27 protein-coding genes and 1 riboswitch are annotated in these 22,439 nt (G+C 71.8%); of the genes, 7 read left to right on the top strand and 20 right to left on the bottom strand.

Translation table 11 applies throughout. The features are described from left to right. Positions 1 to 363 precede the first annotated feature (363 nt). From ABD743_RS43895 to ABD743_RS43875, 5 genes are all read right to left on the bottom strand, one after another. On the bottom strand, positions 364 to 1,404 hold the full coding sequence (locus tag ABD743_RS43895) for an iron-containing redox enzyme family protein (RefSeq protein WP_344730563.1): 1,041 nt from the start codon (positions 1,402 to 1,404) through the stop codon (positions 364 to 366). After that, positions 1,373 to 1,609, bottom strand: a complete 237-nt coding sequence (locus tag ABD743_RS43890) for a CDGSH iron-sulfur domain-containing protein (protein ID WP_344730561.1) — start codon at positions 1,607 to 1,609, stop codon at positions 1,373 to 1,375. Before ABD743_RS43890 ends, ABD743_RS43895 begins: the two co-directional genes overlap by 32 nt. After that, positions 1,602 to 2,252, bottom strand: coding sequence for a HemK2/MTQ2 family protein methyltransferase (locus tag ABD743_RS43885; RefSeq protein ID WP_344730641.1), 651 nt, complete (start codon positions 2,250 to 2,252; stop codon positions 1,602 to 1,604). Before ABD743_RS43885 ends, ABD743_RS43890 begins: the two co-directional genes overlap by 8 nt. A 42-nt stretch (positions 2,253 to 2,294) precedes the next feature. Beyond that, the gene (locus ABD743_RS43880; RefSeq protein ID WP_344730559.1) at positions 2,295 to 3,308 is read right to left on the bottom strand and encodes a ferritin-like domain-containing protein; all 1,014 of its coding nucleotides are present in this window, start codon (positions 3,306 to 3,308) and stop codon (positions 2,295 to 2,297) included. 126 nt (positions 3,309 to 3,434) lie between these two features. Further along, on the bottom strand, positions 3,435 to 4,397 hold the full coding sequence (locus tag ABD743_RS43875) for a serine/threonine-protein kinase (RefSeq protein ID WP_344730557.1): 963 nt from the start codon (positions 4,395 to 4,397) through the stop codon (positions 3,435 to 3,437). Between the two features lie 198 nt (positions 4,398 to 4,595). Between ABD743_RS43875 and ligD the strand changes: the two genes are divergently transcribed. Continuing rightward, on the top strand, positions 4,596 to 5,576 hold the full coding sequence (gene ligD / locus ABD743_RS43870; RefSeq protein WP_344730555.1) for a non-homologous end-joining DNA ligase: 981 nt from the start codon (positions 4,596 to 4,598) through the stop codon (positions 5,574 to 5,576). A gap of 25 nt (positions 5,577 to 5,601) precedes the next feature. On the opposite strand, the gene ABD743_RS43865 is transcribed toward ligD, so the two are convergent. From ABD743_RS43865 to ABD743_RS43850, 4 genes are all read right to left on the bottom strand, one after another. Continuing rightward, positions 5,602 to 6,009: a DUF4345 domain-containing protein gene (locus tag ABD743_RS43865; protein WP_344730553.1), complete on the bottom strand. Its 408-nt coding sequence runs from the start codon at positions 6,007 to 6,009 to the stop codon at positions 5,602 to 5,604. A gap of 144 nt (positions 6,010 to 6,153) precedes the next feature. After that, entirely contained in the window at positions 6,154 to 6,420 is a 267-nt protein-coding gene (locus ABD743_RS43860) for a hypothetical protein (protein WP_344730645.1), read from the bottom strand. Then, positions 6,407 to 6,811 carry a DUF3618 domain-containing protein gene (locus tag ABD743_RS43855; RefSeq protein ID WP_344730551.1) on the bottom strand — a complete coding sequence of 135 codons (405 nt, stop codon included), beginning with the start codon at positions 6,809 to 6,811 and terminating at the stop codon, positions 6,407 to 6,409. Before ABD743_RS43855 ends, ABD743_RS43860 begins: the two co-directional genes overlap by 14 nt. Further along, entirely contained in the window at positions 6,808 to 7,281 is a 474-nt protein-coding gene (locus ABD743_RS43850) for a phage holin family protein (protein ID WP_344730549.1), read from the bottom strand. The genes ABD743_RS43855 and ABD743_RS43850 overlap by 4 nt, the downstream gene beginning before the upstream one ends. Positions 7,282 to 7,579: 298 nt before the next feature. Here ABD743_RS43850 and ABD743_RS43845 point away from each other — a divergent pair, with 298 nt between their 5' ends. Both ABD743_RS43845 and ABD743_RS43840 read left to right on the top strand, forming a co-directional pair. After that, positions 7,580 to 8,080, top strand: coding sequence for an ATP-binding protein (locus ABD743_RS43845; protein WP_344730547.1), 501 nt, complete (start codon positions 7,580 to 7,582; stop codon positions 8,078 to 8,080). Positions 8,081 to 8,111: 31 nt separating this feature from the next. Then, the gene (locus ABD743_RS43840) at positions 8,112 to 8,399 is read left to right on the top strand and encodes a DUF6343 family protein (RefSeq protein WP_344730545.1); all 288 of its coding nucleotides are present in this window, start codon (positions 8,112 to 8,114) and stop codon (positions 8,397 to 8,399) included. Here the strand turns inward: ABD743_RS43840 and ABD743_RS43835 are convergent. From ABD743_RS43835 to ABD743_RS43815, 5 genes are all read right to left on the bottom strand, one after another. Next, the gene (locus ABD743_RS43835; protein ID WP_344730543.1) at positions 8,396 to 8,773 is read right to left on the bottom strand and encodes an HAD family hydrolase; all 378 of its coding nucleotides are present in this window, start codon (positions 8,771 to 8,773) and stop codon (positions 8,396 to 8,398) included. The two genes, ABD743_RS43840 and ABD743_RS43835, sit on opposite strands and share 4 nt — an antisense overlap. Positions 8,774 to 8,815: 42 nt before the next feature. Continuing rightward, positions 8,816 to 9,772 (bottom strand): methionyl-tRNA formyltransferase, encoded by a 957-nt coding sequence (locus ABD743_RS43830; protein ID WP_344730541.1) that lies wholly within the window; start codon positions 9,770 to 9,772, stop codon positions 8,816 to 8,818. Positions 9,773 to 9,860: 88 nt separating this feature from the next. Then, entirely contained in the window at positions 9,861 to 11,234 is a 1,374-nt protein-coding gene (locus ABD743_RS43825) for an aminotransferase class V-fold PLP-dependent enzyme (protein WP_379659245.1), read from the bottom strand. Positions 11,235 to 11,268: 34 nt separating this feature from the next. After that, positions 11,269 to 11,384, bottom strand: a riboswitch (SAM riboswitch). A gap of 90 nt (positions 11,385 to 11,474) precedes the next feature. Beyond that, positions 11,475 to 12,983, bottom strand: a complete 1,509-nt coding sequence (locus ABD743_RS43820) for an aminotransferase class V-fold PLP-dependent enzyme (RefSeq protein ID WP_344730537.1) — start codon at positions 12,981 to 12,983, stop codon at positions 11,475 to 11,477. Then, the gene (locus ABD743_RS43815; RefSeq protein ID WP_344730535.1) at positions 12,983 to 14,359 is read right to left on the bottom strand and encodes an alpha/beta hydrolase family protein; all 1,377 of its coding nucleotides are present in this window, start codon (positions 14,357 to 14,359) and stop codon (positions 12,983 to 12,985) included. The genes ABD743_RS43820 and ABD743_RS43815 overlap by 1 nt, the downstream gene beginning before the upstream one ends. 152 nt (positions 14,360 to 14,511) lie before the next feature. On the opposite strand from ABD743_RS43815, the gene ABD743_RS43810 reads away from it, so the two are divergent. The 3 genes from ABD743_RS43810 to ABD743_RS43800 all read left to right on the top strand — a co-directional run bounded on the left by ABD743_RS43810 (position 14,512) and on the right by ABD743_RS43800 (position 17,192). After that, positions 14,512 to 15,732, top strand: coding sequence for an MFS transporter (locus ABD743_RS43810; protein ID WP_344730533.1), 1,221 nt, complete (start codon positions 14,512 to 14,514; stop codon positions 15,730 to 15,732). A gap of 96 nt (positions 15,733 to 15,828) precedes the next feature. Further along, positions 15,829 to 16,407 (top strand): GNAT family N-acetyltransferase, encoded by a 579-nt coding sequence (locus ABD743_RS43805; protein WP_344730531.1) that lies wholly within the window; start codon positions 15,829 to 15,831, stop codon positions 16,405 to 16,407. Positions 16,408 to 16,430: 23 nt separating this feature from the next. Continuing rightward, a complete protein-coding gene (locus tag ABD743_RS43800) occupies positions 16,431 to 17,192 on the top strand; it encodes a 3-hydroxyacyl-CoA dehydrogenase (RefSeq protein WP_344730529.1) in 762 nt (253 codons plus the stop codon). 107 nt (positions 17,193 to 17,299) lie between these two features. On the opposite strand, the gene ABD743_RS43795 is transcribed toward ABD743_RS43800, so the two are convergent. The 3 genes from ABD743_RS43795 to ABD743_RS43785 form a co-directional block, all read right to left on the bottom strand. Next, complete coding sequence (locus tag ABD743_RS43795; protein WP_344730527.1) at positions 17,300 to 17,674, bottom strand: nuclear transport factor 2 family protein; 375 nt, start codon at positions 17,672 to 17,674, stop codon at positions 17,300 to 17,302. 93 nt (positions 17,675 to 17,767) lie between these two features. Further along, positions 17,768 to 18,820 (bottom strand): DUF3047 domain-containing protein, encoded by a 1,053-nt coding sequence (locus tag ABD743_RS43790; RefSeq protein WP_344730525.1) that lies wholly within the window; start codon positions 18,818 to 18,820, stop codon positions 17,768 to 17,770. A 59-nt stretch (positions 18,821 to 18,879) separates the two neighbouring features. After that, positions 18,880 to 19,215 carry a histone-like nucleoid-structuring protein Lsr2 gene (locus ABD743_RS43785; protein ID WP_344730523.1) on the bottom strand — a complete coding sequence of 112 codons (336 nt, stop codon included), beginning with the start codon at positions 19,213 to 19,215 and terminating at the stop codon, positions 18,880 to 18,882. Positions 19,216 to 19,493: 278 nt separating this feature from the next. Here ABD743_RS43785 and ABD743_RS43780 point away from each other — a divergent pair, with 278 nt between their 5' ends. After that, the gene (locus ABD743_RS43780; protein ID WP_344730521.1) at positions 19,494 to 20,243 is read left to right on the top strand and encodes an enoyl-CoA hydratase-related protein; all 750 of its coding nucleotides are present in this window, start codon (positions 19,494 to 19,496) and stop codon (positions 20,241 to 20,243) included. Between the two features lie 500 nt (positions 20,244 to 20,743). Here the strand turns inward: ABD743_RS43780 and ABD743_RS43775 are convergent, their stop codons facing one another. The 3 genes from ABD743_RS43775 to ABD743_RS43765 all read right to left on the bottom strand — a co-directional run bounded on the left by ABD743_RS43775 (position 20,744) and on the right by ABD743_RS43765 (position 22,439). Further along, the gene (locus ABD743_RS43775) at positions 20,744 to 21,301 is read right to left on the bottom strand and encodes a TetR/AcrR family transcriptional regulator (RefSeq protein ID WP_344730518.1); all 558 of its coding nucleotides are present in this window, start codon (positions 21,299 to 21,301) and stop codon (positions 20,744 to 20,746) included. After that, on the bottom strand, positions 21,298 to 21,636 hold the full coding sequence (locus tag ABD743_RS43770) for a DMT family transporter (protein ID WP_344730516.1): 339 nt from the start codon (positions 21,634 to 21,636) through the stop codon (positions 21,298 to 21,300). Before ABD743_RS43770 ends, ABD743_RS43775 begins: the two co-directional genes overlap by 4 nt. An 86-nt stretch (positions 21,637 to 21,722) precedes the next feature. After that, positions 21,723 to 22,439 carry a hypothetical protein gene (locus tag ABD743_RS43765; protein ID WP_344730514.1) on the bottom strand — a complete coding sequence of 239 codons (717 nt, stop codon included), beginning with the start codon at positions 22,437 to 22,439 and terminating at the stop codon, positions 21,723 to 21,725.

Raw genomic sequence — 22,439 nt, 5'->3', positions numbered from 1 at the left:
CTCGTTCGCAGTGGACGTTGCCCGGGGCGGGCCGGGAGCCGAACGGTCGGCGCGTCGGTCCACTAAGTCTGGACGGGTGTGCCGCTCGTTGCCGCACATGGCCCCGGGGCAGGGCTGGGACGGACGCGCGTTTGATCCGTGGGAACGTGCCGCTCGTTCGCGGCGCGCGGTTCCCCTGGCGGGGCCGGGTGCTGGACGGTTGGCACATCGGTCCACTAGATCCGCATCAATGTGCCGCTCGTTGCCCAGGCTTTCGTGATCCGGGATCGCCGTGGGCGGGGCTGGGGACGGACGGTTGGCGCGTTGGTCCACTAGGTCCGCATCAATGTGCCGCTCGTTCTGTGGGGCGGGGGCGCGGAGTGCTCATGACGCTCTGCCCAGCTCGGGTGCGTCGGGGAGGGGGTGGAGCAGGGCAGAGCGGTTCTGTTCCCAGCGCTCCAGCAGCAGGTTGCCGAACCGGTCGGCGAGGAGGGTGCTGGCCCGGATTCCGAAGACGATGTCCGCGGCGAGCGAGGGTTCGGCCGCCAGGAGCGGGGCGATCACGCCGCGCCGCACGGTCTGTTCGTGCACGGCGTCGGCCTCGACGTGCTCGGCGTAGAACTCGACCGCCGCGTCCGGTAGGCCGAGCCGGCGCATGGCGCGGACGAGCCGGTCGGAACCGGGGGAGGAGGTCAGCTCGACTGTGGCGAACTGGCCGACGAGCGCGCCGCGCAGCGCCCGGTGCAGCCCGCAGAGCGACATGAGGTTCACCTCGGCCAGCGTCTGGGCAGGCGCCGCGTCCAGGTACGCGCCGTACGAGGCGTCGAGCTCGAGTGCGCGCATCATCTCGGCGAACAGGTGCGCGTGCATCCGGTCCGGATCGCCCGCGCCGTACTCGTCGTGCTCGACGCTCACCAGCGCCGCCTTCACCGGCCCGTGCAGCCGGGGAATCACCCAGGCCTGTGGGTCGGCCTCCTTCAGGTGGTAGAGCGACCGGTGGGCGACGTACTCCCGCACCTGCCACGGCTCGCCGTCGCGGCGCAGGTGGTGGGAGACGCCGCGCGCGTCCACAGGCTCGACGAGCAGTGACTCCAGTTCGGCATCGACCGCGTCGATCGAGCCGTCGGATGCGGCGACGTCCGCACGCAACGCGCCGAGGAAGACCCGCTCCATCTCCGCCCGGACCGTGAGCAACGCAGGGTCCCACTCGAGGTCGTCCTCCACCCCCGCGAAACCGCGGTAGTGCAGCTCGTAGAGGCAGTACAACGCGAGCTGCAGGTCCTCGCCGTAGGGGTCGGCCTGCTCGACGGGCGGCAGGATCTCCGGCCCGCGGCGCAGCGATCCGATCACCGCCGCCGACAGTGGGCCGCGCGGCTCCGGCAGCGCGGGCGGCTCAACGAGCGCCGGTCGGCTCCTGCTGAGCACGGTCCTCCCCTTCGTCGTGGCGCGCCTTGCGGCGGTGGCTGGTGTCGCAGAACGGCTGGCGGCGGCTGCGCCGGCACATGCACAGCGCGGTGACCGGACGATCGGAACGCACCCGCCGCCCGTCCGGCAGCACCACCTCGACGGGCCCGGACACGAGGAGCGGGCCCTCGTCGGTGAGCACGATCTCTCGTGCGGTGTCACGCATGACGCGCACCGACGACCACGAGCTCTTCGAACCGCTGCCCCGGGCGGATCAGGCCGCGCGACTCCAGGAGCGCAGCCCTGGAACGCATGACCGGGCCGAACGGGACGGTGGCTCGGGCGAGCAGTTCGGGCGAGAGTCCCGCCCGCTGCAGCGCCTCGACCGTCGCGTCGGTGTCGCACACCGACGAGTGGACGATCAGCACGTGACCGTCTGACGCGAGGACGTCGGGCACGCCCGCGCAGATCCGGTCGAGCAGCGCCCGCCCGTCCCGCCCGGCGTCCCAGCAGCGGGCCTTGCGGTAGCGCGGCAGGGCGGCGGTGGGTGCGGGGACGTAGGGCGGGTTGGCCACGACCAGGCCGAAACGCCGTCCGGTCACCGGGGTGAAGAGGTCACCCCGGTGGACCGAGACATGCGCTCCGTGCAGCCTGCTGTTGAGCCAGGTCGCGATCACCGAGCGCATCGAGAGATCGACCGCGGTGACGGAGGCGGCGCCCGCGCGGGCCGCCGCCACCGCCAACGCCCCGCTTCCGGTTCCGATGTCCAGTACGTGACGACCGTCGGCGAAGTCGCCCTGGCACATGACGTCAGTCAGCAGTTGGGTGTCACCCTCGGCCCGGTACACCCCGGGTGGCCTCAGCAGCATCACGTCCGATCTGTGCCCGCTGGCGGGAATGCCAAACGCGGCTCATCCCGCGCCTGTCACGTCCTTCGCGAGCGCGGCGTAGCGCGTCTGCCCTGCCGCGATGACGCCGGAACGGTTTTTGTGGCCCTTCTCGAACGCGATCATCACGTTGACGTCGGCCGAGCTGGTCAGCTCGCGCAGCGCTGCGATCGCGGCCTGCGCCGTCATCTCCTCGTAGTGCGGGATGGGCAGCTCGGACGCCTTGAGACCGCCCAGCTCCGCTCGCGTCTCATGCACCACTCCTGCCACCGCGTCCGCGCCTTCGCGCGCCGCCACACGCTCGGCCCGCTGGAGGGCCGCGTCGCGGCCTGCGGCGGCGACCTCACGGGTGCCGCTGCCGAGCTGTACTACCTTCTCGGCCATGTCGCCGACGACATCGCGTGCCTGCTCGCCCGTGCGGTAGGCGATGTCGACGGCGCGGTTGACCCGGTCCATCGCGAACCGCGTCGGCATGCCGACCACGTGGACCATGCTTCCGGCCACCCGCTGCAGCGGTGTCGGGGTGAGTGCGGCGGGGCCGCCGAGTGCCTCCTCGGCGAGCACGGTGGTCAGCCACTCGACGGTGGCGGTGTGGGCGGCGACCAGATCGTCGGCGAGCTTCTCGACGGCCGGCAGCTGGGCCCGGTCGGCGAGCACACGCAGGTAGCGGGCCCGGTCGAGGAGCTGGTGTTCGAGGGTGAGGTCACCGAGCAGCGCCTCGTCGATCGGCTGGGCTTGCTCCATCGTGCTCTTGATGAACGCGAGCACCCGGCCGAGGGCGGGGGTCACCACGTCGGGGACGGCGTCGAGCGCACGCAGCTGGTCGGCGATGCGGCGGGCGCGCCGCACAGCGTCGTCCCCGTTCTGCCGGAGCTCACGTCTGACCGCGTCGGTGCGGGCCTGGGCGATGCGGAACCTGGCGATCTGGGACTCGGTGTTCGTGAGCTGCTCGAGCGCGCGCAGCTGCATGATGACCGTGTCGATCACGATGTTCTTGGTGGTCGCGTTCGGGGCGGTCGCGGTGCTGGTGTTCGCCATGATGGCGATCAGTCCTCTCGGAGTCGGGGCGGTATGTCCGGGGTGCCCGCCTGCCGGAGTGCTCACCCGTCGCCACCGTGTGAGCACGCTCTCGGGTGGATTCGGTGATCGGCCGATCGCCTGCGCTCAGAGATCGTCGAGCCGGGCCCGGGCCCGCGCGGTCCGCGTGGCGGCGGCGCCCGCGGCCCTGGCGGAGGCCCGTGCGGCGGTCTCCGCGTCGCGCGCCGCCGCCGTGGCGGTGCGCTCCCGGTCGCGCGCCGTGTCCAGCTCGGCGATCAGCTCGGCCACCCGGTCCCGGGCGGCGTCGCGGGCCTCCACGGCCGCGTCGCGGGCGTCTTCGTCGGCGTGCTGCTGAGCCCGCGCCGCGTCCTCCTCGGCCTCGGCCTCGGCGAGCGCCCGTTCCCGCCGCTCACGCTCGGCGCGCGCCTGCTCGGCCCGTTCCCGTTCGGCGCGCTCGATCTCGGCAGGGTCCGCCTCCACAGCGAGCGCCGGAGCCTGCGGAGAGGACGTGGTCGCGGGAGCGGGCACCTCACGTACAGCGGGCATGGGCCGGGCGTCGGGATCGGCTTCGGGGCCGAAGCCTGTGTAGCTGAGGGTGCGCGTGAGCCTGCCGGACCGCACCTGTTCCGCGATCTCGGGCCGGGCCAGCGCGGCGTCGAGGATGCCTTGCAGCTCCCGCAGCACGCTCTCGGCGGCCGGGTCGCCCGCTTCCATCGCGAGCCTGCCGGCTTCCCGGGCCATGGCCGCGACGAGCTGGTGGCGCGTGCTCGACAGCCGGCGCAGCGCCGCGCCGTCGAGCGTGCGCTGCGCATCGGCGAGCCCGGTGGCGAGCGCGAGCAACCCGTCGAGCTGCTCGCGGCGGTGCCGCGCCAGCAGATTGGCCAGCCACGCGGCCCGGGTGGGCCTGCGCAACCGACCGATCGCCTTGGCGAGCTCGCGGTCGCCCCGTTCGCGGGCCCGGGCCGCGGCCGCGTCGCGCTCGGCGATGAAGTCGTCGGGCAGGACGCCGTACAGGTTCTCGGCGACGGCATCGAGATCGGCATCGGCGGCGTCGTCGGCCGCGGTGGTCTCATCCGGATCATCCGGCACGAGACGACCTTAGTGTGTGGCGAAGGCGACATCCGACGACTCGGGCGATCCCGATCTCCACGGTTGCAGGCGCAACGGTTACCGTGGGGTAGCGCGGAGACGAGGCGGAACCCCGAGCCGCCTCTCGCGCCCGGCGGCCGCTTCCCCACCCCTCGAGAAGCGGCCGCCGGACCAGCACGAACGCGCTACCGTTCGCGAATGAGCGGGTCGGAACCGCAACCCGAGCTACCGCAGCCCGTGGCCCCGATGCTGGCCACGCCGGGCCGACCTCCCGCGGGTCCGGGCTGGGCCTTCGAGTTCAAATGGGATGGCGTCCGCGCCGTCACCGCAGTGGCGGGCAGCCGCGTCCGCGCCCACAGCCGCCGCGGCAACGAGATCACCGGCGCCTATCCGGAGCTCGCTGATCTCCCGGAGCTTCTCGACGGCCGCCCGGTGTTGCTCGACGGGGAGGTCGTCGCTCTCGACGCCGCGGGACAGCCGGACTTCGGGCTGTTGCAGCACCGGATGCACGTCCGCTCACCGGCACCAGAGCTCGTCGAGCGGATTCCGGTGTCCTACGTGGTGTTCGACCTCTTGCACCTCGACGGGCGGACGCTGCTGCGCGAGAGCTACGACCGGCGCCGCGCTCTCCTGGAGGAGCTGGGGCTCGCCGGTGCGCGGGTGCGGGTGCCCCCGGCCACCTCGGGGGTCGACGGCGAGCATCTCCTGGAGGTGGCCCGCTCGCACGGGCTCGAGGGCGTGATCGGCAAACGCCGCACGGCGCAGTACGAGCAGGGCCGCCGGTCGCCCGCGTGGATCAAGACCGCGCTCCTGACCACGCAGGAGGTCGTCATCGGCGGATACACGGCGGGGGAGGGGCGGCGCAGCGCCAGCCTCGGCGCGCTCCTGCTCGGCGCGTACGACGACGACGGCAGGCTGCGCTACCTCGGCCATGTCGGCACCGGGTTCACGGAGGCGGCGCTGCAGCACCTCCTGGGGGAGCTGCGCCCGCGGGAACGGCCCTCCAGCCCGTTCGACGAGGAGGTGCCGCGCGGCGAGGCCCGTAAGGCCCGCTGGGTGCACCCCCAGCTCGTGGGCGAGGTGGTCTATCGGGTGATCACGGCCGAGGGCAGGCTGCGCCACGCCGCATGGCGCGGGCTGCGCACCGACAAGACCCCCGAGGACGCCCGCCTGCCCTGAACCGGGTGTGCGCGGCGCGGCGGTGTCACCGGTTGTGCGAGGGCTCCTGCTGGTCGGGCGCGAGCTGCCGTTGTGCGGCGAGCAACGCCGGCGCTGTCACGAGCTCCAGCACCGTCAGTGCCCGGAAGAGCGGGTGCGGCGGGCCGCTGTGCCTGGCGGCGAGGAGCCGGGCGAGGCCACCCACGAACGTCGCGGCGGCAACTGCACGCACCGCGGCCGGATGCCGTTCGGGCGCGGCCGCGAGTCGCCACATGAGAACACCCGACCCGGCCCACCAGGTGGCGTAGAAGCGCAGCACGCTGTCGGCGCTGGGGGAGACGGTGCCGCCGTCGGGCACGGCCGTGCTGCCGCGGGCCACCACCCATGTCCCGGTGGCGACCGCGATGAGCCCGGACCCGCGCAGCACGGCCTGCACCGCACGCCGAGCTGTCATCGGGGGGAGAGTGATCACCGGCGCCACCTTGCCAGGCGAACCGATGGTTGGCGACGGGCGGGCGCGGACCTCACGCCTGGTCCCTCGACCTGCGTCCGTGGTCCCGGGTACTCGCGGTCTGCGGCCGTCGAGGCACCCGACCGGTCAGGGCATGTCCTCCCGCTTCCAGTCGTTCGCGACGGCCATGTCGTGCTGGGCCCGGCGCATCTCCTCGTCGTCCGGGACGGCCCCGGCCTCGGGTGATCCGCTGTCCGACGAGAGGTCGACGCGAGACGGCGGGTCGTCGTCGGCCGGGGGCTCCGGATCGACCCACTCCTCGCGGTTGGACCCGCCCGGACCGAGCTGCCCGGCCAGCTCCTCGGCCAGCGCGTCGTCCTCTCGTGGGCTGTGCTTCGAGCTACCGCGTTCCATTTCCGTCCCTCCCGATCACTGGGATGTCGGCTTCGGCGCGTGCGGCCTTACGCCGCTGCTTGCGCCGGCGCATCCGGCTGACCAGCAGGTAGCTCAACACGAGCGTGATCGCGGCAATGAGCGTCCGCTGGTCGCGGACCGCGGCGTCCACCGTAGGCGCCTTCTGTGCGAGCGCGGCCCTCGCCTGCGTGACCTGTTCCTGCACCCGGGCTGTGGTCTCTTCGCGCTTGGCGCGCACCCGAGAAGGGACGTCGACGCGGTGCGCGAGTTCTTCGACGGTGTCACCGAGTTCGGCGCGCAACGCGCCGAGGTCCTGGCGCAGCTCGTCCGGACTGCGCGAGGCGCCGGACGTCGCCCGGCGCGGCGGGTCGGCTGAGTGTGGGCCCGTCATCGCTGCACCGCCTGCCTCACGGTCTGCACGTCCTGTTGGACACTGTCGACGACATCTTTGGGGACGGGCGGAGCGGCCTGGCGTAGCTCCTTGCGGCCGACGAGCGCGAGCACGCCGGCCACGATCAGCAGCACCACCCCGATCACCAACGCCGCCAGCCACAGCGCCAGCACGATGTCCAGCGCAGCGATCGCGGCCGCGATGAGGGCGCCGATGCCGTAGAGGGCCACCACCCCGCCGGCTCCGGCGAGGCCTGCGCCCGCCCCGGCGCGCTTGCCCTTCTCGGTGAGCTCGGCGCGGGCGAGCTCCAGCTCGCCCCGGACCAGTTCGGAGACCTGCGTCGACATCCGTTTCACGAGCTCGCTGGTCGACGCGTCGGCGGGGTCGGTGGCGTGAGTGGCGCTCCGGGTGCCCTGCGCGTGTCCGGACCCGGCCTCGCTGCCGCCCTGCCCAACAATCTGCGGGGTCATGAACCGGGCTACCCGCAGACGGAGCGGGCCTAACGCCCGTCCGCCGAACCCTGGGCGGCGCCGCGGCGGTGCCAGTCCGTCCGGACGGTTCCGGGCGATTAGGACGTATCGGGCACATTGCTATCGGCGGCGGCGGGCGTGTACGCCGAGTGGTCTGCTCTGCGCGTCGGGTGAGCGGGCGGTATCGCCGCGACGGCGATACGGTCAGCGTGTCATCTGTGCCGGCAGAACGGGCCAACCCCGCCGGGCGCTCCGCAGGCGAGCTGCGGGACGCAGGCGGAGCTGGAGAGCGAGGATCATGGATCAGGACGTCCCCGGGCACGTGGAGTTCGTGCACCGGAGCTGGCCTGCCGACCCGGACCAGCTCGTTCTGATCCGCCGTGAGCTGGGGAGTTGGCTTGCCCCGCTGGCGCTGACCGAGGACGAAGTGGCCGACGTCGTGCTCGCCGTCGACGAGGCGGCGGCCAACGCGGTGCGGCACGCCTATGGGCCCGAGGAGTCCGGCGCCGTCGAGCTGACCCTCTGGACCGAGCCGGGCACGCTCAGCATCGAGGTGGTCGATCACGGCAGTTGGCGCCCGCCCGTGGAGGAGCCCACACATGGCGGCCACGGCATCCCGCTGATGAGCAGGATGTCGGAGTCGGTCCTCATCCATTTCGACGGCCGCGGAAGCCGGGTGCTGCTCCGTCACCGGATCGCCGCACCGGAGGACTCGGCACGACAGGGCGCCGCAGCACAGGCCGATCCGGGGTCACCGAAGCACCAGCTGCCGGACGAAACCGAGCACGGCAGTCCGTGAGGCGCTCATGCGCGCGGGGTACCCCGTGCGCATGGCCAGCGAGGATCCAGGTCGCCGGAAGCGTTCCGACTACGAACGCGGGATGCCCGGGTACCACGACCCGACCTCCGGGTACGGCGGTGCCGCGCCCGCGCGCAGTGCACTGACACTGCGCGCGGTGCTCGCCACGTTCGGTGTTGCGTTCGCGGCGGGTGCAGCGTGGCTGGGCTTCGCCGCCGGGCTGCCGGTACTGGGCTGGGTGATGGTGGTGATCGCTGTGATCGCCCTCGTCGACCTGGGTGTGGTGCTGTACCGCAAGCGCCGGGGCGAGCCCGGCTAGCGACGCCGTCCGGCGAGCAGCGTCTCGTCGAGACGCTGCAGCAGGTCCTCGGGCGAGTCGAACACGTCCTTGGCGCCGGCCGCGCACAGCTCCTCCACGGAGAACCCGCCGCTGCGCACGGCGTAGCCCGGTGTGCCGAGCGCCGCCGCGGCACGGAAGTCCCACACCGAGTCGCCGACCAGCACGCCAGCGGTTCCGTGGACCGCTCGCAGAGCTGCCTCCAGCAGGTCGGGCGCCGGCTTGGTGCGTCGCACGTCGTCTGAGGTGGTCCAGGCGTCGGCGAGCTCCTTGCCGTTGAAGAGGCTGAGGTAGTGCTCGACGTGCTCCTGTTTGCCCGAGCTGGCCAGGGCGATCCGGAAGCCGCGTTCGCGCACCTCGCGGGGTGGTGGCCGGGCGGCCGGCGCCGCCGCAGGGAGTCAGGCGGTGGGGTGCGAGGTGAGGTAGCCGCCCATCCGCGTGAAGTACTCCGTGGCCGCGTGCTCCCGGCCGTCGTCGGTGCGGACGCGGCGGATCACGAGACCCGCGTTGCGGCCGCGGCGGGCGTCGGCCCCGGCCACGACCACCACGCCACCGGCGCCGTCACGGATGAAGATGCGTCCGGGCGTGCCGCCGTAGGGCGTGTCGGTGACGCCGGCGGCGAGCACCCGCAGCCTGGTCGAGCCGTGGAAGCAGTAGGCGTTGGGATAGGGGTCGACCTGCGCGCGCACCAGGTTGGCGATGTCCCGGGCAGGCCAGCTCCAGTCGATCCGGTTGTCCTCCTCGCTGCGCCGGTGGAAGTAGCTCGCCCGGCTGCGGTCCTGCGGCTCCCAGTCGGTGCGACCCGAGGCCAGGAGTTCGAGTGCGTCCACGGTGATCGGCCCGAACATGGCCAGAGTGCGGTCGAACAGCTCGACGATCGTGTCCTCGTCGCCGACCGGGGTGGCGCGCTGCAGCACGATGTCGCCCGCGTCGAAGTCGCCGTCCATCATGTGGGCGGTGACCCCGACCTCCGGCTCCCCGTTGATCACCGCCCAGTTGAGCGGCGCGAAGCCCGCGTAGGCGGGCAACAGGGCGTCGTGCACGTTGAGCGTGCCGAGCCGGGGGAGGGAGAAGACGGCGGGTGGCAGCCACGTGCGCCAGTTCGCCACGACCATCACGTCGGCGGCAGCGGCGCGTATCCGCTCCGCCACCTCAGCGTCGTCGGCCCGGGTGCGCACCAGCACGGGGACGCCGTGCTTGGCCGCGAGCTCGGCCACTGAGTCGTTGAAGATCGTCTCGTACGGGTTGTCGCTCTCCGGGTGTGTGATGACCACGGGGACCTCGTGCCCGGCCGCGAGTACCGCGTCCAACGTCCGATGGCCCCACGTCATGTAGCCGAACACGACGACGCGCATGCAGCACTCCTCCCCGCCCGATGTGTGATCGAAAAGGAGGATAGCTGCTTGTTAGGTTTGCCTGTCCAACATCAATCGGACCGGATGATCAATCCGAACTGCAGGCGGAGGCCCCTGTGCCGAGAGCCAGGTCGCCCACGATCCCGAGGGGATCGTGGTCGCGCGGGTCGGGGGTCGGCACCCACCGCCCGTCGACACGTCCGTAGGTCCAGCGCGGGCCCTGCGTGACGAGCTGTCGCAGCGCCTCCACGAGCCGGTCCACGTGTTCCTCCGTGGTGCCGATCCCGATGCTCGCGCGCAGCGCCTCGCCGTTCTCCCCACAAAGCCTGAGCAGCAGTGGATGGGCGCAGAAGCGGCCGTCCCGGACACCGATCCCGTGCTCGGCGGAGAGGTAGGCGGCCACCCGTCCCGACGGATGCTGCGCCGGGAGGGAGAAGCTCTGCACGGCGACGCGTTCGGTGCTGTCCGACCAGATCCGCAGCGTCCGCACGTCCGGCACGGTGGCGAGACCCGCCGCGAGCCGGTCCGAGAGCGCGCGCTCGTGCGCGAGCGCCGCGCCGTCGAGCACCGGGGCGAGCGTGCGGCAGGCCTGTGCGAGCGCCGCAGCGCCGAGCACGTTCGGCGTGCCGCCCTCGTGGCGGTGCGGGGCGGCGGCCCAGATCGTGTGGTCCACCTCGACCTCCCGCACCGCGCCACCACCCGCGAGATAAGGCGTGCCCACGTCGAGCCAGTCACGCCGGCCGACGATCACGCCCGCGCCGTAGGGGGCGTAGAGCTTGTGGCCGGACAGGGCCACGTAGTCGATGTCGGTGGCCGCGATGTCGATGCTGCGGTGCGGCGCGAGCTGGGCGGCGTCCACCACCACCCGGGCGCCCCACCGGTGGGCGATCTCGACGATCCGGCCCAGAGGCAAGACCTCACCGGTGACGTTGGATGCGCCCGTCACCGCCAGCAGGGCCACGGAAGTCGATGCAAGGGCGGCCTCGAGGCCGGCGAGGGTCTCCTCCACGGTGTCGGCGGCCCCCAGCACCTGGTGGGCGCCGGTCTGCCACGGCAGCAGGTTCGCGTGGTGCTCCACGTCCAGGCACAGGACGGTGCCCGGCACGCACCCGGCGAGCAGGTTCAGCGAGTCGGTGGTGTTGCGGGTGAACACCACCACGTCGTCCTCGGGCCGGGCGCCGACGAACTCGCCGACCGTGGCGCGCGCGGCTTCCAGAAGGGCGGTGCTGACCTGGGAGGCGTAGCCCGCGCCGCGGTGGACCGACGCGTAGTAGGGCAGCAACTCGGCGACGTGGTCGGCCACGGAGCGCAGAGCCGGCGCGCTGGCGGCGAGATCGAGGTTGGCGTACGCCACGTTCCCACCCGTGACCAGTGGCACCCGGAGGTCGTGGCCCACCACCGGGGGAAGCTCGCGTGACGTGGCGGACGAGACATCGGATGGAGCAAGAACGAGCGACAACACGGTCTCCTCATGAGGGGACCCGGCAACGCAGGCGGGTCCGCGCTTGCCACCGGGCACCCCGCCCGGCGGCCTGGTCGTCACCCGGAGCACCCCACCGCGGAGGAGGGTTGCCGGCCAGCGAGCCGGGGCTTGGTGCTGGCACTCATGACCTGTCGCTGACGCTACGTCGGCGTTCGATCGATCGTCAAGCGGCCGTTGCCGCCACCACAGGGAGGGTGGCGGCAACGGGGACGCGGCCCGCTACACGTGCGTCGAGCGGGAGGAGCCGAAATCGGGACGATCGTCGGGATCGTTCGCGATGACCTTCGCCGCCTCCTCGCGAAGTGACTCCCACAACGCGTCGACGTGCGAGGACTCCGTGAGCAGCGATCCGATGGCGACCCGGATGACATAGCGGCCGCCGACCGTGGTGTGGGTGAGGAATGCGCTGCCCGAGGCGTTGACGCGCTCGAGCACGGTGCGGGTGGCGCGGTCGTCCGCCTCCGGCCCGTGGCTCGTGACGACGCGCAGGCACACCAGTGCCAGCGCCGGCTCGGCCGCGAGCTCGAACGCGGGATCCTCGCGCACCCGGCCGGCGAGCTTCTCGGCGAGTGCGATGTGCGAGCGGATGTGCGCCCGCAGCCCGGACAGCCCGTGGCCGTGCACGACCGCCCACAGCTTCAATGCACGGAAGCGGCGACCGAGCGGCACCTGCCAGTCGCGGTAGTCCACGACGAACCCGGACTCCGAGGCGGCGTTGCGCAGGAACTCGGGAGTGATCGAGAGCGCGGCCGGGAGTGCGGTGGCGTCCCGCACCCAGAACAGCGACGCGTCGAACGCCGTGAGCAGCCATTTGTGGGCGTTCGTGCAGAACGAGTCGACGAGTTCGACGCCGTCGAGCAGGTGGCGCAGTTCCGGACACAGCGCTGCCACGCCCGCCCACGCGGCGTCGACGTGCACCCAGACCCCGTGCTCGGCCGCCGCATGCGCGATCTCCCGCACCGGGTCGATCGCGCCCGTGCCCGTCGTGCCGATGGTGGCGCAGACCAGAACCGGCCGCAGCCCCGCCTCGGAGTCGGCCCGGAGCGCGGCGGCCAGGGCGTCTGGTGACATCGCGAGCGAGCCCGGCGACGGCTCGATGATCCGCAGCGCTTGTTTGCCCAGCCCGACGACCCGCACGGCCTTCGCGAGCGCGGAGTGCGTCTCGGCGGTGGTGTAGACGCGCTCCGTGCCGTCGACGCCGCGCTCCCGCCAGTCCGGGTTGCTGCGGTGCAGGGCCGCGAGCAGCGCCACCAGTGCCGCCGAGGACGCGGAGTCCTGGATCGACCCGCCCCCGCCGCCCGCGAACGTGAAGACAGGGTCCAGCCCGAGCGCTCCCGCCATGGCGTCGAGCAGCACCTGCTCCACCTCGGTGGCTGCGGGCGAGGTGGCCCAGAGCATCCCCTGCACGCCGAGGCCGGTGGAGAGCATGTCGCCGAGCAGCGAGTGCAGCGAGGCGTTGGCCGGGAAGTAGCCGAAGAAGCCGGGGTGCTGCCAGTGGGTGGTGGCCGGCACGACCACCCGGTCGATCTCGTCGAGCAGGCTGGAGAGCGGCTGCGGCTCCTCGGGCAGGCCGGCGGACAGCAGCGTGGGCGTCAGCTGCTCGCGCACCCACCCCGGCTGGACGTCGGGCAACACGGGCCGGCCGGCGACGCCGGCACGGTAGTCCGCGATCCAGTCGACGACGGCGTGACCGAGCCTGCGGAACTCCTCAGGGTCGACGTCGGGCATCAGAACCTCTCGCTCATCCAGTTGGTGACCAGGTTGAGCACCTCGGGGTCGATCGTCGTATCGATCGTCGGGTACTCGGTGATGGCGCCCGTGGTGGCGGGCTGCATCAGATGGTTGAGCTCGGCGAAGGTGCGGATCGTCACGTCCGGTTTGCCGGCGAGCAGCGTGCGCAGCGCGGGTTCACTCTGGGTCGGTGGCACCTGGAGGTCCTTTGCGCCGAAGATGGCGAGCACCGGCACCTGCAGCGCCCGCAGGGCCGGCGCGGGGTCGTAGGTGAGCACAGCGCGGTACGCGGGGGTTGCCGGCAGCTGGGCCTCGAGCTCCTCGGCGCTCGGACGCTGATCCTCGGGCAGCGCCGAGGTCTGCTGGGCGATGCGGTCGCGGGAGAGCTGCCGGGCGGCGTCGTAGTCCTCCGCCCGCAGCAGCCCACTGAGTTTGCGCACGTAGTCGATCTGGGCCTGGACCTGCTCCGGGGGCGCGCCGGCCTGTTGGAAGAGCAACCGGTTCTGCAGGACGAGCACCTCCTCCCCGGTGACGGCCGGGGCAGCCATGAGCACGACGAACGCTACCCCGCCCGCGCCGGCCTTCTGGGCGACGAGCGGCGCGAGGTAGCCGCCCTCGCTGTGGCCGAGCAGCCCGATCTTCGCGGGGTCGATCTCGGTGCGGCCCTTCAGGAACGCGAGCCCGGCCAGAGTGTCGCTGGTGAGGTCGTCGTAGCTCGCCTGCTGGGGATCGCCGCTCGAGCCCCCGACGCCGCGATCGTCCACGCGGAGCACGGCGTAGCCGGTGCGCGTGAGCGTGTCGGCGAGCACCAGGAACGGCTTGTGCCCCGCGATGGTCTCGTCGCGGTCCTGCGCGCCGCTGCCGGTGATCAGCATGACCGCGGGGAACGGTCCGTCCCCCTCGGGGACGGTCAGCGTCCCGGCCATGGTCAGCGGACCGCTCGGGTACGTCACGTCCTCGCTGCGGTAGGGGAAGGGCGGCTGCGGCTCCTGCGGTCGCCCGACATCGGGCAGCGCGCCTGCGGTCAGCGTGAACGGGGCGGTCTGCCCGCCTTGGCTGTAGCTCCCGGCGATCGTGCCGTCCTGGTTCAGGGTGCCGTCGAAGGTGGCGCCGCCCGGGACGTCGGGCAGGTGGAACGTGACGGCGTCGCCGTCGAGGCGCACGTCCTTCAACGCGAGCGCACGAAGCCCCTGGGCCGGGAGGTCGAAGGTGCCGGTGGTGCCGGCGATGCGCACGCCGATCTGCAGGGGGATCCCCGGGGTGTTGATGCTGCCGTGCCAGTCGCCGCTGAGATCCCGCGGTGTGTCAGCTCCCGGTCCAGTGCACGCGCTCAGGAGCAGCAGCGCGATGAGCCCGAAGATCGTCCGTCGCATTGGCACACCGTAGTGAGTCGGTTTTGGGGCCCTTGACCGGCGCGGAGGTGTCGTTCGCACCCCTACGTGTGTCTCGGCCGGAAGGTCGGTAGTGACCGTTCTCACCCCGGTTCGATGCAGCGTGAGCGGCCGTGACGGACGATGGTCGTCGGGTGACCACGGAGGTGCGCCCCAGTGTGGGGGAGCGAGGGAGGCTGCGGCTGCTGCAGCTGGCCGCCCTGACCAGTACCTGCGACCGCTTCGCGATCGCCCCTCTGCTCGTGGTGATCGGTCTCGACATGGACGCACCCCTGTCGGCCGTCGCAGGTGTGGCGAGCGCGTACTTCCTGGCCTACGGCCTGATGCAGCCGGTATGGGGGATGATCAGCGACCGTATCGGCCGCGTCCGCGTGATGCGCCTGTCGCTACTCGGCGCAGCGGTCGCCGGGATCGGGTCGGTGCTCGCCCCGAACCTGCTGGCCCTCGGGATCTGCCGCACGGTGGCGGGCGGCTGTTTCGCCGCGCTCATCCCGTCCACGCTCGTCTACGTCGGTGACATGTGGCCTGCCGCAGTGCGCCAGCGTCCGTTGGCGGACGTACTGGCTGCGTCGTCGCTCGGCATCGCGGTCGCGACAGCGGGCGCGGGTCTGCTCGCCGACCTGATCCACTGGCGCGTGGTCCCCGGTGTGACGGCCGTGGCCGCGGCCCTGCTCTGGGTCGCCCTGGCCCGGCTGCCGGAGCCGGACCGCAGCCCCGCCACCGGCAACCCGCTGCGGTCGGTCGTGCGGGTGCTGCGCGAGCGGTGGGCCCTGGTGGTCTTCGCACTGGTGTTCGTCGAGGGCATGACGGTGCTCGGCGTGCTCACCTACCTGGCGCCGGCCGTGCAGGCGCTGGGGTCCTCGGCAGCCCTCGCCGGCCTGGTGGCCGCCTCGTTCGGGGTCGGGGCGCTCGGCTGGTCGCGCCTGGTGCGCATGCTGGTCGGGCGGACGTCCCCCGGCGGGCTCGCCTGCATCGGCGGGGCGCTGCTGATCGTCGGCTGGTCCGTCCCCGCGATCACGGTCAACGTCGCGACCGTCGCGGTCGCGGGCTTGTTGCTCGGTGGTTCCTGGGCGTTCCTGCACACGACGTTGCAGGGGTGGGCCACCGAGGTGGTGCCGACGGAGCGGGCCACCGCCGTGGCGCTCTTCGCCGCACTGCTCTTCCTGGGTAGCTCGGCCGGCACCGCCGCGGCCGGCCCACTGGCCGACACCGGCGCCTTCGGGACGCTGTTCCGGGTGGCCCTCTGCGTGGCGGTGCCACTCGCGGTGGCGGCCGGAGTAGCCCGCATCCGCTACGGCGCAGCCCGGGGCAGCAACCGGTCGGACACAGGCGCCACCACCCCGACCCCGGACTGACAACCCCGCGAGTCGTCCGTTTCCCGAGCGCGAATCGCTGCTTCTCATCGACAGCCGCGTTATCTCACGACTTGTTGTGCCAGGCAGAATCGAGGCGTGTACACGGCGTCGGACGAGCTCAGTCGGGGGCCGGTCGTGCTGCGGAGGTGGCGACGCGTGGACGCCGGAGACCTCTACCGCGCCGTGAGCGAGTCGATCGAGCACCTCGCGCCGTGGATGGCGTGGGCGGCACATGGCTACTCGACCGCGGACGCCGTGGCCTACATCGCCCGCACCGAGGAGGTGTGGGGCACCGACTACGACTACGCGATCGTCGCCCCCGGCCCGGCGTTGGTCGGAAGCTGCTCGATGATGAGCCGGATCGGGCCCGGGGGCTTCGAGATCGGGTACTGGCTGCATCCCGCTCACCTCGGGCTCGGCTACGCGACGGCGGCCGCCGCGGCACTCACGTCGGAGGCGTTCCGCATCGGCGCGGACCGGGTCGAGATCGTCCACGACCTCGCCAACGTCGCGAGCGGTGCGATCCCGCGGCGCCTGGGATTCCGGGAGGTGGACCGCCGGGCGCCGCAGGAGGAACGCACGGCGGGAGAGGCGGGCGTCGACGTGGTGTGGCGCCTGTGCGCCTCCCGATCAGGCGATGGTATGACGGTTCCCGGTATGAACAGTCACCTCTGACGGTTCGGACGGGAGCAGGATCTGTGGACATCTCCGAGAGCGTCGCGGTCGTCACCGGGGGCGCATCCGGCCTCGGGCTCGCCACGACGAAGGCGCTCGTGGCCGCCGGAGCGAAGGTCGTGATCGTCGACCTGCCGGGCTCGCCCGGGAAGGAGCGGGCCGCGGAGCTCGGAGACGCGGTGCGGTTCGCGCCCGCGGATGTCCGCAGCGAGAGCGAGGTGGCGGCGGCGCTCGACGTCGCCGACGCCCTGGGCGCGCTGCGGGTGGCCGTCAACTGCGCCGGCACGGCCAACGCGATCCGGGTGATCGGGAAGAAGGGTGTCTTCCCGCTCGCCGACTTCACGCGGATCATCGAGATCAACCTGATCGGCACGTTCAACGTGCTTCGGCTCGCCGCCGAACGCATGGTGGCTCACGATCCTGTCGGGGAGGAGCGCGGCGTCGTCATCAACACGGCATCGGCGGCCGCGTTCGACGGCCAGATCGGCCAGGCGGCCTACTCCGCGTCGAAGGGCGGGGTGGTGGGCATGACCCTGCCGATCGCACGTGATCTCGCCTCGATGTACATCCGGGTGGTCACCATCGCGCCGGGCCTGTTCGACACGCCGTTGATGGCAGGCCTTCCCGAGGAGGCCAGGGCGTCGCTCGGTGCGCAGGTGCCGCACCCGTCCCGGTTGGGCGACCCGGCCGAGTTCGGGGCACTCGCGGCGCACATCGTCGCCAACCCCATGCTCAACGGCGAGGTCATCCGGCTCGACGGCGCGATCCGGATGGGCCCGCGCTGACAGCGGTTCCCACAGGCGGGCATTACCGACGACATGTGCCGGCCGGAACGGGCCGGCGTTCGGAACGGGCCGGCATCCTGTGCGGAGTGCCGGCCCGTCCGGGTCGATCACGCGGGCACGCGGTCCAGAAAACCGTGCACGGTGGTGATCCTGCCGTCAGCCGCGACGGCCACGACGTCGAAGCCGATCACGAGCGGCTCGGCCCCGGCCGGACCGAGGCCCCACTGAAAGCGGCACACATCGTGGTGCGAGTCGACATCCCCGATCTGCCGGAATTCCATCCCGGGGAATTGTTGCTGTGCGCCGGCGATCAGGGCGTCGAGCCCGTCGGCGCCGCTGACGTCGGCGAGCGGGTCGACATAGCGTGCGTCAGGCGTGAATGCGGCATCGATCGCGGCCTTGCGGGCCGCCGGGTCGGTCTCGTTCCACGCGGCCAGGTAGGCCTGGACGAGATCGGTGCCGGGAGTAATGGTGGCGGGCATCGGGAGCCTCCGGTGTTCACGGTCGAACATGACATGGAGACCTTCGCCCGGCCACGGTGGGCCGGTCGATCACCTCGGAGGTAATGCTCGCGGTCAGAGCACCTGAATTCGCTCTCCGCCGGTGCGGACGACGATGTCGCGGAATGTGGCCCGCCCGGTGCCGTGACCGAAGTGGCTCACCGCGACGAGCCGCAGCGACCGGATGCGGGCCGGGGCCGGACCGACGAACCTTTCGTGGTCGACCTGCACCGCGCGCGACTCCCGTCGCCACCGGCCGAGGCCTGCCGGACCGCGGCGCACGGGAACATGTGTCGCGGTCCAACCGGGGACGGCGCAGTCGAAGGCGTCGTCCTCGGGCTGCAGGGTGGCGCTCCAGAACCAGTTGATGCCCGGTTCGGGCCGGCCGTTCGCGTCGGGCCCCACGGCGAAGACCGCGCCGATGCCGAGGAGGTCGTGGGTGCAGGCCGTGTTCTCCGGGACCCTGCCGGGCAGTGCCTCGACCCGCCAGCTCCACTCGATGATCGTGTCGTCGCGGAGGACGACGTCGACGTCCTTCTCGATGACCCCGGCGTCGTCGTCACAGAGGACCTCGATCACCGGCCTGCCCTCGGCGAGGGCATGCCGGTAGATGTCAGCCGGTCCGGTGGCCAGGAGGTAGGACCAGCCGGCCGGTGGCACGACGGGGTGGAGCAGCCGCCGCCGCTCCGCACCGGCGAGCCACGGATCGGCGATGCCGGGCGGGAGCGCAGCGAGGCCGTCGACCGGATCGACACCCCGCGGCCAGTGCAGCACCGTGACCGTCAACGACCCCGGGTCATAGCCAGGAGGGCCGCAACCGTCGGCACGCGTCATCGGGGTGAGTGTGCCGGACCGGTCGGCCCAGGCGCCGAGGTAGACGCAGAGCTGCAGCGGCCCCGAGTGGTCGACCACAACGGTGGTGGTGTCCTGGGTGCAGCCGAAAACGTCTCCACCCGGGACACGGCCCCGGAGGTGATACTTGGGGCCGCCCCAGTGGTCCGCCGACCACGTGATGCGACCCGAGCCGAGCAACGTGACGCGGTCGCCGCGATGTACATGGATGCCGGTAGTGGTCCACGACGGATCGTTTCCCGGCAGCACCATGTGCACGGCTGCCGGTTGGATCACCGAGCCAGCCTGGCATACCGCGGCGCCCGAAGGGCGCTAACAGATGTTCAGCTTCTGTGTCAGTGGCTCTGGTGGTAGGCCTCGAGCACGTTGGACGGGATGCGGCCCCGCTCCGAGATCTTCATGCCCTGCGCCTGGGCCCATTCCCGAATGGCCTGGTTCTGCTCACGGTCGGTGCTCGGGCGGGCCGGGGCTGCACTGCCGGCCGAACGACGGCGGCCACCGGTGCGGCGGGCAGCGGAAACGAACGGCTCCAGCGCCTCACGCAATCTGGCGCTATTGGCCGCCGAGAGGTCGATCTCGTAGGACCTTCCATCCATCGCGAACTCGATCTGCTCCTCGGCCTCGGTGCCATCGAGGTCGTCGACGAGCGTGACCGTCGTCTGCTTGGCCATGTGCGCTGCCTTTCAGGGGGCTCCGGGTACACCGAGGTGCCCTCGATGTCCTACGAGGGTTCCACGGTTCCGAACAGGGGTGGGCGTCAATTGCGAGCACGATAATAAAGGAGTGAGGTACCCATTGTCGATCGGGGTAGGAAGGTTCCTTGGCGACCGGGTCCTTCCGCGCCCCGGCCGCCGGGCCATTCCGGCCGAATGGGATCGCCGGACGCCGGAAAAGGCCCGGTCAGGGCCACTACTGCCGAGGTGCGGGTCGACGTGACTAGGCTCGTGGCGTGGCTGTGACGGTCGAGCGACGAGCACGAATCCTGCTGGTACGGATGGAGCGCGCGGCCAAGCGCAACGCGATCGACGCGGGTATGACGGCCGCACTCGACGCCGCGCTCAACGAGCTCGACGACGATCCAGAGCTGTGGGCCGGTGTGCTCGCCGGATCGCCGGAAGCTTTTTCTGCAGGTACTGATCTTGTGGCCGGTGCGGGTGGCCCAACTGCGCGGGGCGGCAACTACGGCGTCGTCCGCCGTGATCGTTCGACCCCTCTGGTCGCCGCGGTGGAGGGCATCGCCTACGGCGGCGGTTTCGAGATCGTTCTGGCCTGCGACCTCGTGGTGGCCGCGCGGACCGCACGATTCGCGCTGCCGGAAACCGCACGCGGACTCGTGGCCAACTGCGGTGCGTTGTTCCGGACGCCCCGGGCCCTGCCCCGCAACATCGCCAACGAGATGCTGCTGACCGGCGAGCCGCTGGACGCGGAGCGGGCGTGGTCGCTCGGGCTGGTCAACGCGCTGGTCGAGCCCGGTGAGGCGGAGGCCGCGGCGCTGGCGCTCGCGGAGCGGGTGTGCGCCAACGCCCCCGTCGCCCAGCGCGCCACTCTCGGTGCACTCTCCGAGGTGGTGACCGATGAGGAATCGCGCGGATGGTCCGCCACGGAACGGGCCCAGATCATGGTGAACATGTCGCAGGATGCCGACGAAGGGGTGGCCGCGTTCCGTGAGAAGCGCGCGCCCCGCTGGAACGGGCGGTGAGAGGACTGATGCAAATAGTGCGCCCGATGATGGCGCAGCGTCGATGCATGGGGACCGTCGGAGGATGACCATCGCGGGATGACGGTCCCGACAAGACGGTGTGCGTGGGACTCCGCTGTCGCGTCGACCGCGAGAACTGATGTCGCGAGATGTGGTGTCGGAGTGAGGTGTCGAGCCTGTTGCCGGCCCGGGACCGGGTGGGTGGTAGAGGCTGTCAATGGGAGCCACGCTCTCGTTTGTCACAGGAGATTCACAACCCCCCGACCCGGATGAGCAGATGCCGGGCGGCCCCGGCAACCGGTCACCGTTACGGGACGGTGACCGGGCCGAGACAGTAAGGATGCGAGAGCGGGCACGGCAGTGGGTCGAGCCGGAATGCCCGTCGCCCGGTCGCTATCGGCGGACGGAATGGGGAACGACACTGCAGAACGACCCGGGGCGTTCCGGTTCTCGAGTGCCAGCCTGAGGCTCGAACCCCCCGGCAGGTGCTCCTCCGGCGATCATTCCCGTCTGATCAGCCGGGCAAGCACGGTATGCACCTCGTCCGCCTCCGGCGGATCGGGTGCGCAGAAACAACGCAGGAAGAGCCCGTCGACAGCCGCGGCGACCCCCGCACGCTCGACCGGATCTGCCACGTGCGGAGCCAGGAATGCATCCAGACCCTCGGTCCACCGCACCGCCTCCGGCTGGAGGGCCGGCCGTCGCCCGGCCATGAGGAACAGTTCGTACTCGGCCGCGACATGGGCGCGGCGCGAGCCGGTGCTCTCGGAGATCAGGTGGGCGAGCCGTGCCAGAGGATCCTCGGCCGCGGCGCACTCCTCGAGCCGCTGTATGTAATCCTCGTTGGAGGCGGTGAGCGCCGCGACGAGCAGATCGTCGACGGCGGGGAAGTAGTAGGTGACGGTGCTGGGCGGTACGTCGGCCTCCTGCGCCACCACGCGCTGGCTCGCCGCCGCCAGCCCGTCGCGCTCGATCACCCGCATCGTCGCGTCGATGAGCAGCCGCCGCCTGCGCTCGCCCTTGCGCCGGCGACCGTCGGAGGGCTCCGCGACGGTCATTGCCGGGCTTCCGGATGGTGGGCGCCGAGCTCGAGGGCGAGTACTCCGGCGATGACGAGCGCGATGCCTGCAACCTGCACCCACGTCATGCTCTCACCGAGGAACACAGCGCCGATGATCGCCACGAGCGCGACTCCCACGGCCGCCCAGACGCCGTACGCCACGCCGATCCCCATGCCGCGGGTGAGTGCCTGGGACAGCATGGCGAATGCCGTGATGTAGCCGATCACCACGACGATCGAGGGCACAAGGCGTGTGAAACCCTCTGAGAGCTTGAGCGCCGTGGTGGCGGCGACCTCTGTGAGGATCGCGCCGGCGAGGAACAGCCACGGCACCGCCACCACCTCCACGAGAAACCCGAGCGCCCAGGTTAGCAGAAACCTGGTCGAACGCTCAGGTTGTTGCGAGGAGTGCCGGATCCTCAGGCCCGTGGGCGGCGTCGCCTGAGCCGGCGGGCCGGTCGCCGGGTGGCCTCGGCCGGGGCGCTCGGGGCGGGCGGCAGCGTCACCGCGATCTCCCCGCCGAGCCGGAAACCGGGTGCGAGGTCCAGCTCGTCACCGCTCCAGAAGCGCCCGGGGTCGTACCAACTGGGGCTGCGCGGCTCGGCCAGAAGCCCCATCTCCTCGTACGTGACGGCCACGACCTCCGCGCAGTAGGCCGTCTCCAGGCCCGGCGACGGGTCCCGGCTGTTGCGTCGCCGGAGCAGGTCCGGTGCCCGGCCCCGCAACCAGCGGCCGGCGAGACGTGCCATCGAGGGGAACGGTGTGCCGTCGAGCCGTGCCACCGTGCGCAGCGCCGCATCTTCCATCTCGCGGGTCAGCGGGCCGTCGAGCTGCCGCAACCAGGCGCGCTGGCCGTAGCGGTGGCCCCAGACCAGCACCGCGTCACGAAGGTCGTGCAGCTGTACCCCGCGCTGGTGCGTGCCCGACCACAGGTCCGGCAGCGAACGGCCGAGCTCGGCGTGCCACATCAGCGGCGGCAGATCGTCGACGACGATGGCCATGCCCACGTGGTTGACCGGCGCATTCGTCAGCCCTCGGATGGCGCGGTCGGCCGGACTGCTGCCCCGGAAGATCCAGACGTCCCCGGTCCGTGCCAGCTCGCACGCCTGGTCGAGAGTGATCACGCTGGCCGGCAC

The sequence above is a fragment of the Pseudonocardia yunnanensis genome (genome assembly GCF_039534065.1).
In the GTDB taxonomy this organism is placed as follows: Bacteria; Actinomycetota; Actinomycetes; order Mycobacteriales; family Pseudonocardiaceae; genus Pseudonocardia; species Pseudonocardia yunnanensis.
Note: the sequence above shows the minus strand (reverse complement) of the source record. Positions and strands in the feature narration are given on the sequence as shown.